The sequence below is a fragment of the Microbacterium sp. A93 genome (assembly GCF_051842835.1).
This window is the reverse complement of record NZ_JBPXMT010000020.1, coordinates 81572-96923: the sequence shown is the minus strand read 5'-3', so window position 1 is coordinate 96923 and position 15352 is coordinate 81572. Positions and strand designations below refer to the sequence as shown.

The 15352-nt window shown below is 58.7% G+C and carries 7 protein-coding genes and 3 pseudogenes; 6 read left to right on the top strand and 4 right to left on the bottom strand.

Annotated elements, in window-relative coordinates; genetic code table 11:
* Positions 1-131: 131 nt before the first annotated feature.
* Positions 132-400 (top strand): annotated as a pseudogene (locus ACSU1G_RS34145) (transposase); the annotation flags it as partial.
* A gap of 62 nt (positions 401-462) precedes the next feature.
* Here ACSU1G_RS34145 and ACSU1G_RS34140 read toward each other — a convergent pair.
* Positions 463-1692, bottom strand: a complete 1230-nt coding sequence (locus ACSU1G_RS34140; RefSeq protein WP_439286036.1) for a glycosyltransferase — start codon at positions 1690-1692, stop codon at positions 463-465.
* Positions 1693-2284: 592 nt separating this feature from the next.
* Here ACSU1G_RS34140 and ACSU1G_RS34135 point away from each other — a divergent pair.
* Entirely contained in the window at positions 2285-3382 is a 1098-nt protein-coding gene (locus tag ACSU1G_RS34135; RefSeq protein ID WP_439286034.1) for an acyltransferase family protein, read from the top strand.
* A 23-nt stretch (positions 3383-3405) separates the two neighbouring features.
* On the opposite strand, the gene ACSU1G_RS34130 is transcribed toward ACSU1G_RS34135, so the two are convergent.
* Positions 3406-3621, bottom strand: a complete 216-nt coding sequence (locus ACSU1G_RS34130) for an integrase core domain-containing protein (RefSeq protein ID WP_439286033.1) — start codon at positions 3619-3621, stop codon at positions 3406-3408.
* A 1171-nt stretch (positions 3622-4792) separates the two neighbouring features.
* Here ACSU1G_RS34130 and ACSU1G_RS34125 point away from each other — a divergent pair.
* Together ACSU1G_RS34125 and ACSU1G_RS34120 are read left to right on the top strand one after the other, a co-directional pair.
* Positions 4793-5944, top strand: coding sequence for a glycosyltransferase family 4 protein (locus tag ACSU1G_RS34125; protein WP_439286031.1), 1152 nt, complete (start codon positions 4793-4795; stop codon positions 5942-5944).
* 171 nt (positions 5945-6115) lie between these two features.
* Entirely contained in the window at positions 6116-8587 is a 2472-nt protein-coding gene (locus tag ACSU1G_RS34120; RefSeq protein ID WP_439286029.1) for an O-antigen ligase family protein, read from the top strand.
* Positions 8588-8675: 88 nt separating this feature from the next.
* On the opposite strand, the pseudogene ACSU1G_RS34115 reads toward ACSU1G_RS34120, so the two are convergent.
* A pseudogene (locus tag ACSU1G_RS34115) lies at positions 8676-8881 on the bottom strand (IS256 family transposase); the annotation flags it as partial.
* A gap of 1312 nt (positions 8882-10193) precedes the next feature.
* The gene (locus tag ACSU1G_RS34110; protein ID WP_439286027.1) at positions 10194-11672 is read right to left on the bottom strand and encodes a lipopolysaccharide biosynthesis protein; all 1479 of its coding nucleotides are present in this window, start codon (positions 11670-11672) and stop codon (positions 10194-10196) included.
* A 448-nt stretch (positions 11673-12120) separates the two neighbouring features.
* Here ACSU1G_RS34110 and ACSU1G_RS34105 point away from each other — a divergent pair.
* A pseudogene (locus tag ACSU1G_RS34105) lies at positions 12121-12420 on the top strand (IS481 family transposase); the annotation flags it as partial.
* A 580-nt stretch (positions 12421-13000) separates the two neighbouring features.
* Positions 13001-14347, top strand: coding sequence for a UDP-glucose dehydrogenase family protein (locus ACSU1G_RS34100; protein WP_439286025.1), 1347 nt, complete (start codon positions 13001-13003; stop codon positions 14345-14347).
* Positions 14348-15352: the final 1005 nt, after the last annotated feature.

Here is a 15352-nt window from a genome sequence, read left to right as displayed (position 1 = left end):
GCACGACGTCGTCACGGAACTCCTTGGGAAACGCTTTGGGCATGATGCCATCCTTCCAGGCCAGCCTCCGGGCTAGCCAGCTCAGATGTCACCTATCCGTGCAGCAGTCCCAGGCGAAGGGCAAGACGATGATGCACGCCGTGATCGACAGCATCACCAGCGGCGTTCCCCGCGGCGCTCGTCGAGGTCCGCGAGATATCCGCACCCTCAACAATGCGCTTCGGATATCCTCGCGTTCTTCGACCGCCCCGGCACCAGCAACGGCCCCACCGAGGCGATCAACGGACGCCTCAAGCACTTCCGCGGCACCGCCCTCGGCTTCCGCAATCTCAGCCACGACATCGTGAGATCGTTACTCGAAGCTGGAGGGTTCAGACCCCACCTACACCCTGGTTCGTGAAGAGGCTGTCATCAGGCAAGTCCCTATGCCTCGCGTGATAGTGCACCCTCCTCCCTCATCGCCTAGCGGCGCTCGCGTGCGTTCCTATCCTGATGCCTACGGATGGCTTCGTGGTATGCGGCAACGTAGGCGCTTGCAAGTGGCAGCCGGGGTGCAGAGGGGCGCGGTGTCCGCACACACTCGCCAGTGATAGCAGCCGTCATCGCTTCAGCCCAGGCTGCTGGCGATTGGAAGGCTTCGACGGCTACGCTCTCACCTCCATAGAGATCGACTACTTCCGGCAGCCCTCCCGCCTTCGAATAGACGAGCTTGCGCCGCGCGAGGAGAGCCTCTGCCGCCACACGCCCAAAGGGCTCATTCCATTGGGTCGGCACTGCGACTATATCGACGGCAGCGAAGAACTCTGCCGCTGGCATAGGGCCGGTCAGCGTGACAATGGAGTCGGCAAGAAGGTCGGCGTAAGCGGACTCAATCGAGGAGCGGTCGTCGTCGGATATGGGCCCTGCCACCATGAGGCGAGCAGAACCAACGATGCGCTCGTCTCGCATTGACTCGAGAAGGACTCCAATCCCTTTATCGAGGGCGACGCGTCCGATGAAGCCAATCACCACAGAGCTGTCCCTGGTACGTCGCGGTGAGACGTCGATGTCTCCCTCGCCAGGAGCGTTATAAATAGTCTCCACACGACCAAAACGGTCGGCGACTCCTGCACCTTGATAACGACTAGCCGTGTAGCGGCTGACTGCGGTTGCAAGATCTGGCTGGATTGAGCGCAATTTGAATGGCCATTTGAGAATTCTGCATCGCCAAGAAGTCGAGTTGCAGACGCGATCGTCATGCTGTCCGGTCGCAGACGTGCACAGCAGAGCATAATCACGAAGAGTTTGAACAGTTGGAACGTTGCGTGAAACGGACCACGCCAACCAGCCGAATCCCGCGAGGTTATTAAGGTGGATAATATCCGGTTGGTTTTCTCGAATGACGCGTCGCAATTGCAATGCAGTGCCGAGTCGCAGGAATTCGGTAAAATGCCAGATGCTCTTTCGGACGATGCCACGACCGCCACGGAGTAGCTCTTCGTATGCTCGGCTGGGGATGCGAATAGCATGATTCTCTGATTGAGCTTGCCGGTCGGTTCTTCGGCCCAAAGCAACGGTGAGAACTGCGTGACCCTGTCTCCTGAGCGCAGTTGCTAACTCGTCGATAGAGCGCTCGGCACCGCCCATGATGTCGGGTGCAACCGATGTGTTCACGATTAGCACACGCAGTGGTTGTGAAGCAACTTTTGGCATGTACCCAGCTTATCGCGCTAGAAAAATGCAGCCTGTAATGGATGGAGCTCTAGACTCGGGCGATGAGCTCCCGATGGCATCTCGATCATGGTCTCGGGGCTGGACTAGGTCTGCTGCACGGTCAGGTGACGCTGATGATGGAAGTGTCTCCGTCGCCAGCGCGCGTGACTCTGTATGTGACTGACGGCCGTCGGGTTGTCCTTCAACTGATCCGTCCACGCACCGGCATCGGAGACACTGTCCGATAGATGCCGGACAGTGGCGAGCATGACTTCATATGAGCTTGGTTTGCCCCGTTAACGTCTTCTCTGCCCGTCCCTGCCCGACGCGCCCAATGGTGAAGGAGGCACGGTCCCATGATGACAAGATTTCCCTCGAACAACCATCGACCGTTCGACCTCGACGTGATCGCCAGAGTTGATACGCCTGCCGATCCCCCTCGCGTCGCGGTCCTTAGCAGACGGGTAAACGTCTGTGAGATCAACAGGTTCGTGCGACGGCTGCGGGATACGAAGAGCTGCTGACATTTCGTGCGATCCCTCGGTCCAACCATAATGCGGCACAATGGTGAGGTTCTCTTGAAAGGAACCTTATGTCTCACCAGTCGAAGCGTCATGTGTTGTTCCTCGACCTCGTTCGAGGCGTCGCAGCACAAGCGGTGCTGGTGGGGCACGCGGTCGTAATCGCGTTCCCGGCGCTGATAGGGCACAAGAACTTCTTCTACGTTCAGTCGTGGGCGGTAGTTGTTTTTTTGGCACTGTCGGGCTACCTCATCGCAGGCTCGGTCAAGCGCCGGCTTGCCGCGGGCACGTTCACGTTGGCTGGGTACACGAAGGACCGGTTCGCGCGGATCTTCGTGCCGCTGGTGCCGCTCGTCCCGATCGTGCTGATCGGCGACCGAGTGTTCCTGGGGAACCCGCCCAAGACACCGTTGATCAACAATCTCAACGACGGACCGCTCGCGATCGTCACAAATCTGCTCATGCTGCAAGACAACTGGGTGATCCAGGGCGTGGACCGCGTGCTCGGCACAGACCTGTCCCGACGCTCCCTCGGCTCCGCAGCGCCATGGTGGACCGTCGGGCTCGAGTGGTGGATCTACCTCGCGTTCGGCTGTCTGCTCGCGTTGATTCTCGCGAAGACTAAATACCGATTCGCGTCCGTCCTCGTCGGGCTATTTGCTCTCGCCTCCGTGATCGGAACCACGCTTTCCGGGAACATGCTCATCGGGGCGTGGATCGTCGGTGCGGCGCTGGCATGGTGGGCGCCGCAGCTCTCGTCCCGGGCGTGGACAGCGATAGCTGCCGTCTCGACCGCCGCGGTGATCGGATTCCTCGTCCTTGAACCGGGGAGCGTTTACCGATTCCCTGTTGTCGCCGGAACCAGCGTCGCGATCCTCGCCGCCTACCGTGCCTCCGACTGGAGCGTACTCACTCCCGCGGCGCGACCGATTAAGTTTGTCGCCAATTACTCATACTCGTTGTATCTCATCCACTTCCCTTTGCTGATCTGGACCGCCGCCGCGGCTCCGGGCCTTCTCGGGATCTGGTTCGTCTTAGTCAGCTTCATCGGCGCGAACATCGTGGCCGTGCTTTGCTGGGCGGCATTCGAACAGCAGTTCCCGAAGGTTCGAACATGGATGGACCGATTCCCCGCACCTCGCGGCACTAAGGCGATCGAGCTCCGGTAGACCCCACCCAGATCCAGAGTCCCTCACCAGTAGGTGCGGGTTTTTGAACATGAGCCATCCCGGGAATCATGCCGCTGTTTTTCAGCGGCGTTCTCGGTTGAGAGGCCGATTGTTTGAGCGTAGTGGGTCTGCTCGTATTCCTCGGGCGGGACATTCCCGAGCGCGCTGTGGAGGCGCTCGTTGTTATACCAGTGCACCCAGTCGAGGGTGAGTTCCTCGTCGTCGGTAATCGTCCTCAATGCTCCGGCACGGTAGCGTATCCCTTCTCGACGGCTTCGTTCTTGTAGAGGGCCTTCAGCGTCTCCGCCGCGGTGTTGATGCTTCTCCTAGGAAAAGGGTCAGGTCGTGCCTATGGGTAGCGGGGTCAGGACGGGGTGGAAGCCGAGGGGCTCCATCCGGTGTAGAAGCCGTCGTCTGGCGTGTTCGGGGTTTGTGCGGTCGTAGTGGTCGACGCCGAGTTCTTCGTATGCGATCACCTTTGGTGAGCCTGTTCCATGCTATGACGGGCAGGGTGTTCTCGATCGCGACGGCGGCGCGCATGGCACCGGCGCGGGATTGGATTCGCCGATATTTGACGGCGAGGTAGGTTGTCTTCGAGCGTGAGATCGATAGTGCAGCGATGCCGAGGATAGCTTTCAGGTAGTGGTTTCCGGGCGAGTGTGAGCGGAGGTGACGCGTCCGGCGGACTCGTTTCGTCCAGGACATACTCCTGCCCGGGACACCAGGTGACCAGCGGTGGGGACAGAAGGCGGTCATGTCCCGCCCGGCATCGGCGATGAGAGCGTTCGCGACGTGGTTAGATATCCCGGGAATCGTCATCAATAATTCCCGGGCCGGTGCCTCAAGCGCGGATCCGCTCGACGGTGCCGTCACCAGAATTCGCGATGGGAAGCGAGTCCGGTCCAGAGAGAGTCCGCTGGGCTGCTGCATATGCGTCAATCGGATCAGACTTCCCGTTTCGTCGCTGCGACCGTCGGGCCGCAGGATCTCACGGATCGGGATTTCATGGGTCCTCAGATATCGAGCTAGACCTGCGCCATACGAGGCGGTGCCTTCGATGCCTACGAGTCGAACCCGACCGAGGGATCGCACGAAATGTCAGCAGCTCTTCGTATCCCGCAGCCGTCGCACGAACCTGTTGATCTCACAGACGTTTACCCGTCTGCTAAGGACCGCGACGCGAGGGGGATCGGCATGCGTATCAACTCTGGCGATCACGTCGAGGTCGAACGGTCGATGGTTGTTCGAGGGAAATCTTGTCATCATGGGACCGTGCCTCCTTCCTGACGGAGTCGCAGGTCTGCCGGGGGACACATGGCGGATGCCCTGCGCATGGCCAGTTGCGTGGAGCAGCGAGGGGCACTACGCGCTGGTATTTGAAGTGTCCGCCGATTACGGCGGACGGACGCCGTGGTTGACGCTAGCGGCTGGACGCGTAACCGGTTTCGTGCGGGTAGAGTCGAGTTCATTCAAAAGGACGGAGAACTTGCCGCCGTGATCGTGGTCAACTGTCGATTTCTCTCTCAAGAAGTCACTGGCGTGCAACGCTTTGCAGAGGAGGTCCTTCGAGCGTTGCTGAAACAGCGTACCGATCTCATGTTGATTGCTCCTCCGGGCGTTCTCCGACACCTAGACATTGGAGGCGCACCGGTGCACCAGCTCGGACGCATGGGCGGCCACCTTTGGGAGCAACTGGAGCTACCGCGCTTGATGAAGACGCGCTTTCGCGGAGCGTTGTTGCTGTCGCTAACAAATACTGGTCCGATTTTGATGCGTCGTCAGGTAATCACTCATCACGATGTTACATACGTTCGTCAACCGGCAACGTACTCTTTGAGGTTTCGCCTGTTATATCGCATGCTTTCGGCAGTCGCGCTCAGACGGGCGAAAGCTGTGGTTACAGTCTCCCAATTTTCAAAAACGGAGATTTCGGCCGTGTACAAGATCGCTGGTGAAAAGATATCAGTCGTTCCAAACGCTGCTTCTGTCCAGTTCGAGCAGGTCGCGGCAGAATCAGATCTTACGTACTTCCTCGCAGTGGCTTCACGCCTCCCACACAAGAACTTGGATTTCTTGGTCGAAGCATTTGAGCGGTACATCGATGAGTCGGGATCTTCCACTCGGCTGAGGATCGCGGGCAATCGACCTGCCATGGCGGCTGCTAATGCTCAAGTTGATCAAGATAAGCAAGGGCAAGTGGACTGGCTGGGTCGGGTGACCGATGAGGAGCTTGGACGGCTATACGTCGGAGCGCGCGCTTTGGTATTTCCGTCCTTGTACGAGGGGTTCGGAGTTCCCCCTCTTGAAGCGCAAGCCAGCGGGTGTCCTGTACTTTCCTCTACATCCGCGTCTCTACCGGAAGTCCTCGGCGAGAGCGCCCTGTATTTTGATCCACGAGATCAGTCCGAGTTAGTTCGAGTCCTTCGAGAGACGGACACGAACGCCGAGACTCGGGCGCGGCTGCGGCAACGTGGATTTCAGAATGTTGAACGCTTCTCCTGGGATCTCTCAGCAAGAAAGCTCTCAGCTCTACTCGGAGAAATCGAAGGAGACGCGGGCTAGGCTTGCCGCGCCTCGCCCTTGAGAAGACGGGAGCCTCCTCGCGCATGGACACGACCTCACCCCGGTCACGCGGTCATGAACCGCAGGATCAGTGCACTCGCTTCTGGATGCACAGGAGATGCTGGTGAAGCCGGGTATCGTGGGACGGTCAGGTGTGGGGAAGAGAGCTAGATGCCGGTAGATATTACGCCGATAGGCCTTGCGTTCGCGGTGGCGATCAGTTTCTGCCTGGTCGTCCAGCCTCGCGGCCTTGTGTGGGTGCTGAGTGCGGCGGTACCCTTCTCGCACACCGCGATGATCATCGTTGGAAACAACGGGGTAAGCGCATTCTGGGTCGCCGCTGTCGTGGCTGTATGTCGTCTCATCTATATCTATGTCCAGCGTGGGCGAGCCCGATTCGCGCACATCCAACGAGTCCGGCTACGAGGCGCGACCGTATCACTGCTCCTCTTCGGGGTCTACGGCGTTCTGATTACAGCGATCGGCCCCGCGCTCTTCGCTGGCACCGAAGTCATCTCCCCCCGGGGTGGTCTCGATAGCCAGATCGATAACTTCACAGCGTTGAGCTACACCACCTCGAATTTCGCGCAGCTGGCGTACCTGATCACTGGAATCGGCCTTGTCCTGTACTTCATCGTCGAGCCACCGCGCTCGAAACGGGTGCTTGAAGTTGCAATAGTAATGGGCTTCGCAGTCACGTTGTTCAAGCATTTCTTCATAGACTTCTGGCCGCAGAGTTGGTTCGACTCCAACCCAAGCTACTCGTACCACTGGATCAGCGCGTCTGCCCGAGAACGCGGACCCTTCGCTGAACCTTCGCTGCTCGGCGTGTTTGTCAGTATGAGCCTCGCCTATCTGGTTAGCGCCTTCATCTACGCGACGTGGCGTACACGTATCTTCTACGGCGCACTGATCGCGGTGGGATGTTACATCTATTCGATCTCTCACACAGGGACCGCGCTCGTGGCCCTCGGAGCCGTTGCGATATTGGGCGTTGTCGCGGCCACCATAGTTATCGTTCGTCGTGCGTCGAAGGTTGCCCGCCTTATATTCGCTTTGACTTGCGCTGTGGGCGCCATCATCATCGTCGTCTTCTGGGATCTTGTCTACCGGTACACGCTAGCGATTGCTCTCGAAAAGCTCACTACCGATTCGTTCACCAACCGAAACGCGAGCAACGAGAACTCCATCCGCGTTTTGCTTGAGTCGTTCGGGCTGGGCGTCGGTCTCGGAAGTGATCGTCCCTCGAGCCTGTTTTTCATGCTCCTCTCGAGTGTCGGTGTCATTGGCACACTCCTGCTCCTGCGTGTGGTCGGCGGCTTTATTGTGGTCGGCCTCCGAAACCGGCTGTCCCAACCTTTGGCTTGGGGTCTCATAGCTCAGGTGATCGCGATGGTTGTTGCTAAGCCCGATCTTTCTACGCCCTCCATTTGGTTCTTGCTAGCATCGCTGGGCGTGTCCTACAACGGATGGGTGGCCCAGCAACGAGGTGCAGAGTCAAGGGATTGGATCGCCGCCGCCAAATCCATCGCCACCTGGGTCCCTATCGAGGCTGGCAGAAGTGTTTCCGAGCCGGCCAGCTTGTCCCGAGACGTACACGCTGTGGTTTCTCGGCGGTTGCGTCGACAAACACACGAGGCGCCAGCGATTGCAAAACGAACCAGGCTTCTGGCGATCGTCGGTATCTCATCCGGTGTCGCCTTCTTCGGACTACTTGCTTATGGCGGTCACGTTGAGCGCGCAACTGCGACGAGCGCTCTGTCCGCAACCCGCGTCTCAATCGTCGATAAACTTGAGCAGCACCAGAGCAGTTGGGAGGCTCTTGAAGAACAACGACGAGGCGTAGAAGCGCAGGTCGTGCTCTTCAATGAAGTTGCTGCCTTGGTGCCGAACGAATTCGTGACGTTGCCGACAGATCTGGCGAATTACGGTGAAGCAATTGCTGCATTTAAGACCGTGTCGATGGCATCGGGGTTGGATATTAGTACGCCTGAGCAGCTAGCAGATCTTGCAAGTTACACACCCCCGGCTGCCGGACTTGATGCACGCGAAGACGAGAAGTCAATCGACGACTACGAGCGGCGCATGCAATCAATCGCGTTGGCGAATCAATCGGTCAATGATGCTCGCGACGCCATCGAATCCTCCTTCGAAGAGGTGAAGATCGCCTTACTACGAGTAATCAAGGGAATGATTGATTCCTCTACGCATCTCGATCTGTCAAGTATCGAGACCTCATCAGCCGAGGCTTTCGTTGGCGCGGTGGAGTCTGCGCATGCCCTCACATCAATAGCGTCACTACAGGAACTTCACGACGGCGCGCTCGCGATTTTTCACACGCGGAATGCGCTTGTAGTTGCGCTTGGAGATGCCCATGATCCAGGACCGGTGCCCGCTCCTGGGCCAAATCCCGCGCCAATCCCTGCCCCTTCAACCCCGACAGAACCAGTACCGGAACCTGAACCAGCCCCGGAACCGGAACCAGCCCCTGAACCGGAACCAGCCCCTGAACCGGAACCAGCCCCTGAACCGGAACCAGCCCCTGAACCGGAACCAGCCCCTGAACCGGCGCCGGATCCGCAGCCAGAGCCCACAACCGTCCCAGAAGCTATACCTGGCACTGAGTCTTCAAGCGCGCCTTAGCAGGCCTGGCTGATGCGTATATCGGCGCGGCGTTTGAACCTTGAACCTTGCGGGACTGTCTCGATGATGGTGTTCCGGCGGTTTTCATTTAGAAGGTCTCGGCGGCCGGCCAGTGGCCTTGGAAGGTGATGGCGAAGGTGTTGAGAGCAGGCTTCCATCGCATCGTCCATCGTGTGCGGCCTCGCCCTCTGTGGGGTCGAGGCTACGGGTGGCAAGATACAGACACCTCAGCGCGGCTTGTTCGGTGGGGGAATGATACCTGCCTCTGACAGCGCGGCGGTATCGGGCGTTGAGGTAGCCTTTCACGCACGCCGCGCCGCATTCACGGGCGGCGGCGGGAGCTTCGACATCCGACTAGACGGTCCGTTCTGGCTCCAACCGTCGAGCAAAACTTGAGCTCGCGGATGGGAGGCGCCGCGTGTCACGTCATCAAGAAAGCGTCGTACCTTTGAGACCGCTAGCTCACCATCAGTCTCGCACCAGGAAAGCGCCTCCGCTCGCAGTCGGTCACGGTCGATCTTGCCTGGAGCAGACGCACTCACGAACTCTCGAATCTCCTCGGCAGAGCCTATCGAAGGGAAAACAGCAGAATCCTCCAAAAATGGATACGTTATCGGACGGTCATCCATGCGTAGCGTCGCAGTCGGAACGCCCAGCACTGCTGACTCCCACGCGACACCGCTCGAGGGCTGAATAAGGAATCGCGGCCCTGAGTGCAGCAGGTCGATGGTACGCGTGCCTTCGTATATGCGCCAGCCCGTTGGCAGAATCTCCTTGAGTTCTGATCTATTTGAGCGAGGATGAGGAGCGACGATCAGATCGTTAATCCCACTCGCGCTGACCATTTCGAATATGCGTTTTATCACGCCGATTGGGTGTCCGGATAGCGCCAACAGCCCTGGTGAATCCTTATGTATGGCCGGCATAGCACTGGAGATGATGTTGCTAGCAGGATTTCCGACGACGTCTAGGAGATCACTCTCTACGCCAAACTTGTCGGAATAATATTGAACTTCTTTCACTCCACGTAGTCCCGCAAATGTTACCGGCAAATCACTATATTGAGGATTATTTCCGACTGGCGCATGGGGGACATATACCACAGGAAGCCCCACTTGGTGGGCAATCAAAATAAGTGGGCGAATAGATCTCTCATGCTGTGAAGCGACGAGTACAGAAGAGAATCGATTTAGGTCCATCCCACTATAAAGGTCAAGCAAAAATGCGGCTTGAGCAACCGCATTGCGCCAGAGCGGGATTCCGTCCGCTTGACCCGCATCGTGGAGAATAGATTCGCCCCAACGGCGAATTGTTCGTGCCTCGGAGCTGCGGGGGACGGCTCCGCGTATCCATCGGCTCGCGACGTTCGTCGAAACAGGACTTGAGTACCCTGCGATAACAGGGTCGAGAGTGCGTCGTTGATTGGTGGTTGTTGTCGCTACGAGACTGCTCCCGAAGCTACGGAGCGACGGGAGACGAAATGGGCGAACAACAGATGGCGCTAAGCGCTGTTTTGGCGAGCTCGCTCCCCAGAGGTGGGACGAGTCAATAAAAGGGCCTAAGCACCAGAACAGTTGTTCGGTCCTCTCTTGGGAGCTAAAGCTCATCATTGAGTCCATTCACCATTCGAATTCGTATCCGCAGGTAACTGCACTGCGCGGTCGCGCCGCAGTAGCTTTATCTCGACCAGGCCCAATACCAAGAAAACGAGTGCAAGAGTCCCCCATCCGAGCCAGATGGGCGGCGTAGCAAAGCTCCAGATGGTGAGGATGATTAGGGCTGTGACCAGATACGGCAACGACGGCCCGAATAGGACTGCGGGATGACCGCTTCTCTGCCGTAGCCAGAAACTGGCCGCGCAGATGCAAGCGTAAAACAGCGCTATACCGATTGTGATTGCGGCAAGACGGTAATTGAAGGCGTGGACCATCACGAAAACCGCCACGAGCGCGGCGACAGCAGCGAGCGGGGTTGTAATGCCCAGTAAAGCCGTCCTCCCTGACAGGAAGACTAGGTGAATGTTGCCTAGATACATCGTCATGAACACGAGACCGATTGCAGCCGCGGCCGCCGCGTGTAAGAACTCGGCTGACGCAATCTCAGGGCCCGCAACGAAATCCGCGACGGGCGGTAGGAGGGCAACGAATCCAGCTGAAATTAGGAGAACTACGGCGGAAATCAACCGTGTGGAGTCCCTGAGTATCCGCGGTCGCGCCGCGTCAGACGCACGGTAGATCATTGGGGTCCATCCCATGTTCAAGGCGCTCAGTACGATCATTGGCGCGGTGCCAAGTAGTAGCGCAATTTGCACCATCCCTGATGCGTCTTGACCAATCGCCACTGCCGCGAAAGTCACTAGTGCAGCTGTCATGAAGGATGAGGTGAGTTGGTGGGGCAGAGTTGGCAGGGAAATGCGATAAGCGCGAATAACCTCCGCTTTCACCCACCGGGGACGGGCAATAATGGTGGCTCGCACGATAGCGCCGATGCCAGTTACGAGATGACCAGTCGCAAGCGCCCAAAGGTAGGTGCCCGCTCCCGCTCCGAAGATCCAAATCGCGACGATCCCGAGGATTGGTGATAGAAGGGAAGAAGCGTACGAAAAGAGGACGTAGTCGGCTACACGATCGAGAGCGCGGAAAAGCGCCTGTGACAGCAGCAGCATCGCCAGTCCGACCGACGAAATTACAGGCGGTAGTAGCAATGATGCTGCGTGGCCGTCAACAAAATACCCTGCCCACAGAGGAACCGTCGTTGCAACCAGTCCGCCGACCACAACCGCGACGACGGATCCCGTAAGAACTAGGGCTGTCGCGCCGTGGGCTCGGGTTCGTTCAACGATCGCGCTACGGGTGACCGCATTTGGAAGCCCGAGCGTGAATAACGAACCGCCGAACCGAAACAATGAGATGGCGATTGCCACCACTCCGTACTCATTGAGTCCGAGCGTGCGGATCAACACTGGAGTTACGGCCAAAGTGACCACAACTGGTGCGATCGTAGCAATCGTGTAGACACTCCCGCGCCCAACAATCGCTCGACGGATGCTTTCTGCCGCACCCTCTTGCTTGGATTTCTGGTTCACTTAGCCCCTAAACTTCGCCATCCCATAGTAATTTCCGCATCCTCGGCATGGCTCTGTCGCGCGGAGCGTACGGGTGCTGAGACAGCTAGGACGCTGGAACTCGCGGGTTATCTCACGAGCCACGGCTGGCTACCCGACAACTATAGTGGATTTCATTGGATCATCAGCAGCTTAGAGAGATCCTGTTTCCGGGCGACGTCCGGCTGTGTGGTGGCGTCTTTAGACACCGGGCGGGATCAGCTTCTGTGATTATGCCGCGTAGAGTTCGGGGTGGCCACCTCCTGGTGCGTCGCGGTCAGAAGGTGCATGGAGCGCTCCGAGAGTAGCGGCGGTTGGTGCCGTCCCATTCTCGTCATCCTGCTCGATCAGGACGTGCCCTGACTGGCGCAGGAGTGCGCGGGGTTCGGGAACATGCCGGGGACATCCATGCGGCGGTTAGTCTCGTTATCAGCTACCGCGGCGTACTGAGCGCCGCATCATCGCGGTGCGTGTCACCCGACGGTTGGCCCCGCGCCGCATCGCGTATCACCTGAGATTGCACCGCTCGACGGTCGGCCGCGTTCTCTCGCGATGCATGATGCCATTGCTGGCTTATGTTGTTCGATCCACGGGCTAACCTGTGCGCAAGCCCAAGCCGCGGCGCTATGAAGTCGCGGCTCCCGGCCATCTCGTGCACGTGGACATCAAGAAGCAGGGCCGCATCCTGGACAGTGGCAAGTGGCGGGTCCATCACCGTGGATCACGCAAGACCGAAAGGCGGGCGTCGCTCGCGGTGCCGCAAGGTACTTGAGTACTTAGCCGATGATGTGAATTCCTTCGGGCTCGATCAGGTCGCGCAGATAAACCACAAGTGGAGTCTTGCTGCAGAACAGGGCGATGGCCACTTATACGCACAACCTGATCGAATTAGCATGCACGCACATCCACATTCTTGAGGACACCCGAACGCCGGAGACGCCAAGGCTTGTCGCAGCAACTCAACAGCTATGCGGAGAGCGCCGACGAGTCCAGCTCGTGAAGCGCCGGGACGCCGCGTGCGGCCAACTGCATCGATTGCGTACTTCGATCCACAATCCGCGAAGATACCGTGAGCGATACCCTGATGAATGATTAGCGTCGCGTTCCAACTGCCGTTCGGTGCGCCGAGTAGTCGGCGCGAAACAAGTTCGGCGCCGCCTTGATCATTCGTGCGATCGACATGTGCGACGTGCGGGTCTTTGGAGTGGTCAGCGAAGTCACGCTCTCAGCGTAGACGGGTGGCTCGTGTAGCGAGTTGGTCAGCTTGCATCGGTACAGTTGAGCGTCGGAACAGGAAGCGGGGGCGCGAGATGCGACTTTCAGTTGTTGGGTGCGGTTACCTGGGTGCAGTGCACGCAGCAGCGATGGCATCGATAGGGCACGAAGTTGTCGGAATCGACGTTGATGAGCGAAAGATCGCGCAGCTCGCGAGCGGCGTAGCGCCGTTCTTCGAGCCGGATCTGCAGGATCTGTTAGTCGAAGGGCTCGAGTCTGGTCGGCTCACATTCTCGACTGACATCGCTGCTGCAGTCGGCGCTAGCGTGCACTTCGTCGGTGTCGGCACCCCGCAGCAGAAGGGTGGCCACGCTGCCGACCTGACGTATGTCGACGCAGCCGTTGACTCGCTACTCACCATACTGAAGCCCGGCGATCTTATCGCCGGCAAGTCGACAGTCCCAGTTGGCACCGCCGCGCGTCTGGCTGAACGCATCGACGGCAGCGGCGCGACGTTGGTATGGAACCCCGAGTTCCTGCGTGAAGGCTGGGCCGTCAAGGACACCATCGAGCCAGACCGTCTCGTTGTCGGAGTGCCCGTCTCAGACGGTGCGGACGGTTCCGCGCAGGGCGCACCATCTGTCGAGGGAGCGCGTGCCGCCGACATTCTGCGCGAGGTGTACGCACCGGCGGTTGCTACTGGCACCCCATTCATCGTGACCGACTACGCCACCGCCGAGCTGGTCAAGGTTGCAGCAAACGCATTTCTGGCGACCAAGATCTCATTCATCAACGCGATGGCCGAGATTTCTGAAGTTGTCGGTGCCGATGTCACTCAACTTGCGGACGCGATTGGATACGACGCGCGGATCGGACGTCGTTTCCTCGGTGCCGGCATCGGGTTCGGTGGCGGATGCCTACCGAAGGACATTCGTGCATTCGCCGCTCGAGCTGAGGAACTCGGCAAGGGCGAATCGGTCGGCTTTCTTCGCGAAGTCGACGCGATTAATCTGCGTCGTCGTGATCGAGCTGTCGCGCTGGTCGTCGCTGCCGCAGGCGGTTCGGTTTTCGAGAAGAAGATCGCCGTGCTGGGAGCAGCATTCAAACCACACTCGGATGACATCCGTGATTCGCCTGCACTGGACGTCGCGGTGCGTCTGCACGGACTCGGTGCGAATGTTGTCGTGACCGATCCGGCCGCGATCGAAAATGCGCGTCGTGATCACCCGCAGCTCGAGTACTCGGCCGATTTGGATGAAGCTCTTCGGGGTGCAGAGGCTGTGGTCGTCGTTACCGAGTGGGACGAGTACCGCCGCCAGCTCGCGCCGGAGCGCGCTGCCGCGCTCGTCAATGCGACGGTCGTCGTCGATGGGCGTAACTGCCTGGACGCCACGACGTGGCGCGCTGCCGGATGGACCTACTATGGCATGGGACGGCCCTGACCTCGATCCTTCATTGGTTGCTCGACGCCCAACTCGCCGCAGAGTGGCGCTGTTCAGAGACCTTCCACGAACCGACCGTCGGGCGCATGTTAGTCGCGAAGTGCTACCACGGTCTCACGGTCTTCGACTTGGACCAGTCGGATTCTCTTATAGAGGAGCGATGCGAATGGTTGGGAAATCCCGCGTCTCTGCGCTGCGCCAGCGCTTAACTGCAGCGAGTATTGATAACGTGCCGCTAGATGATCGCAAAGCCGCTCCCTCGGAAGGAACCCACGTGTTGCTGAAAGTGCGTAAGATCTGGCGGAACACGCGAGCGCTATTTATTTCGTGGAAAGCGATCCGAAGCGTTGGTTCGCACGGCTCAATATGCGTGTGAATGGCCGTCGTGGCTTCACTCTATGAACTCATCTGGGCAGCAACACACGCTTTAATGACATGTCCATTCGAGGTGTCCGACGTGTCGATATCGAAGATAACTTCATTCGGGGACAGAATGCATGATTCTGAGTGAAATTCACAATCATTCAGGTGACGGTGATGCACATACCCCTATGTCACGAAACTAATCGAACGGCCTGTCAAGATCGGGCGTAACGTTTGGCTTGCGTCCGCGTCATTATTTTTGATGGCGTGATGATTGGTGATGGTGCCATCATTCAGGCCGGGAGTATCGTGGAATACGCCATTCCACCGCTCGCGATCGCCTTGGGCATCCTGCGAGAGAGTTTACCCGGCGGGATGAAGAGCACTATAAAGCTCTCGATGCTGCGGGGAAATACACGTAGTGTACGAACGACGGGCAGCGGCACGATGACGGCGTTTCGATCCGATTAGCGGCGCGTTGCACCGACTCGGTGAACTCCGCATCATTGCATTCGGACACTGGACACATAGCTGCGCACGACTTACGCCACCATTGAGTCTGACGAGACCTAGCAAGTCGAGGTGTTCGGCGCGGAGGGTGACTGTCAACGACGGGTTAATGCTGACCCCTCCGAGGTCCTT

Excerpts from the sequence above, each read along its gene's own strand:
- ACSU1G_RS34140 (WP_439286036.1), bottom strand. The coding sequence starts at position 1,692 with ATGCCAAAAGTTGCTTCACAACCACTGCGTGTGCTAATCGTGAACACA.
- ACSU1G_RS34135 (WP_439286034.1), top strand. The coding sequence starts at position 2,285 with ATGTCTCACCAGTCGAAGCGTCATGTGTTGTTCCTCGACCTCGTTCGA.
- ACSU1G_RS34120 (WP_439286029.1), top strand. The coding sequence starts at position 6,116 with ATGCCGGTAGATATTACGCCGATAGGCCTTGCGTTCGCGGTGGCGATC.
- ACSU1G_RS34100 (WP_439286025.1), top strand. The coding sequence starts at position 13,001 with ATGCGACTTTCAGTTGTTGGGTGCGGTTACCTGGGTGCAGTGCACGCA.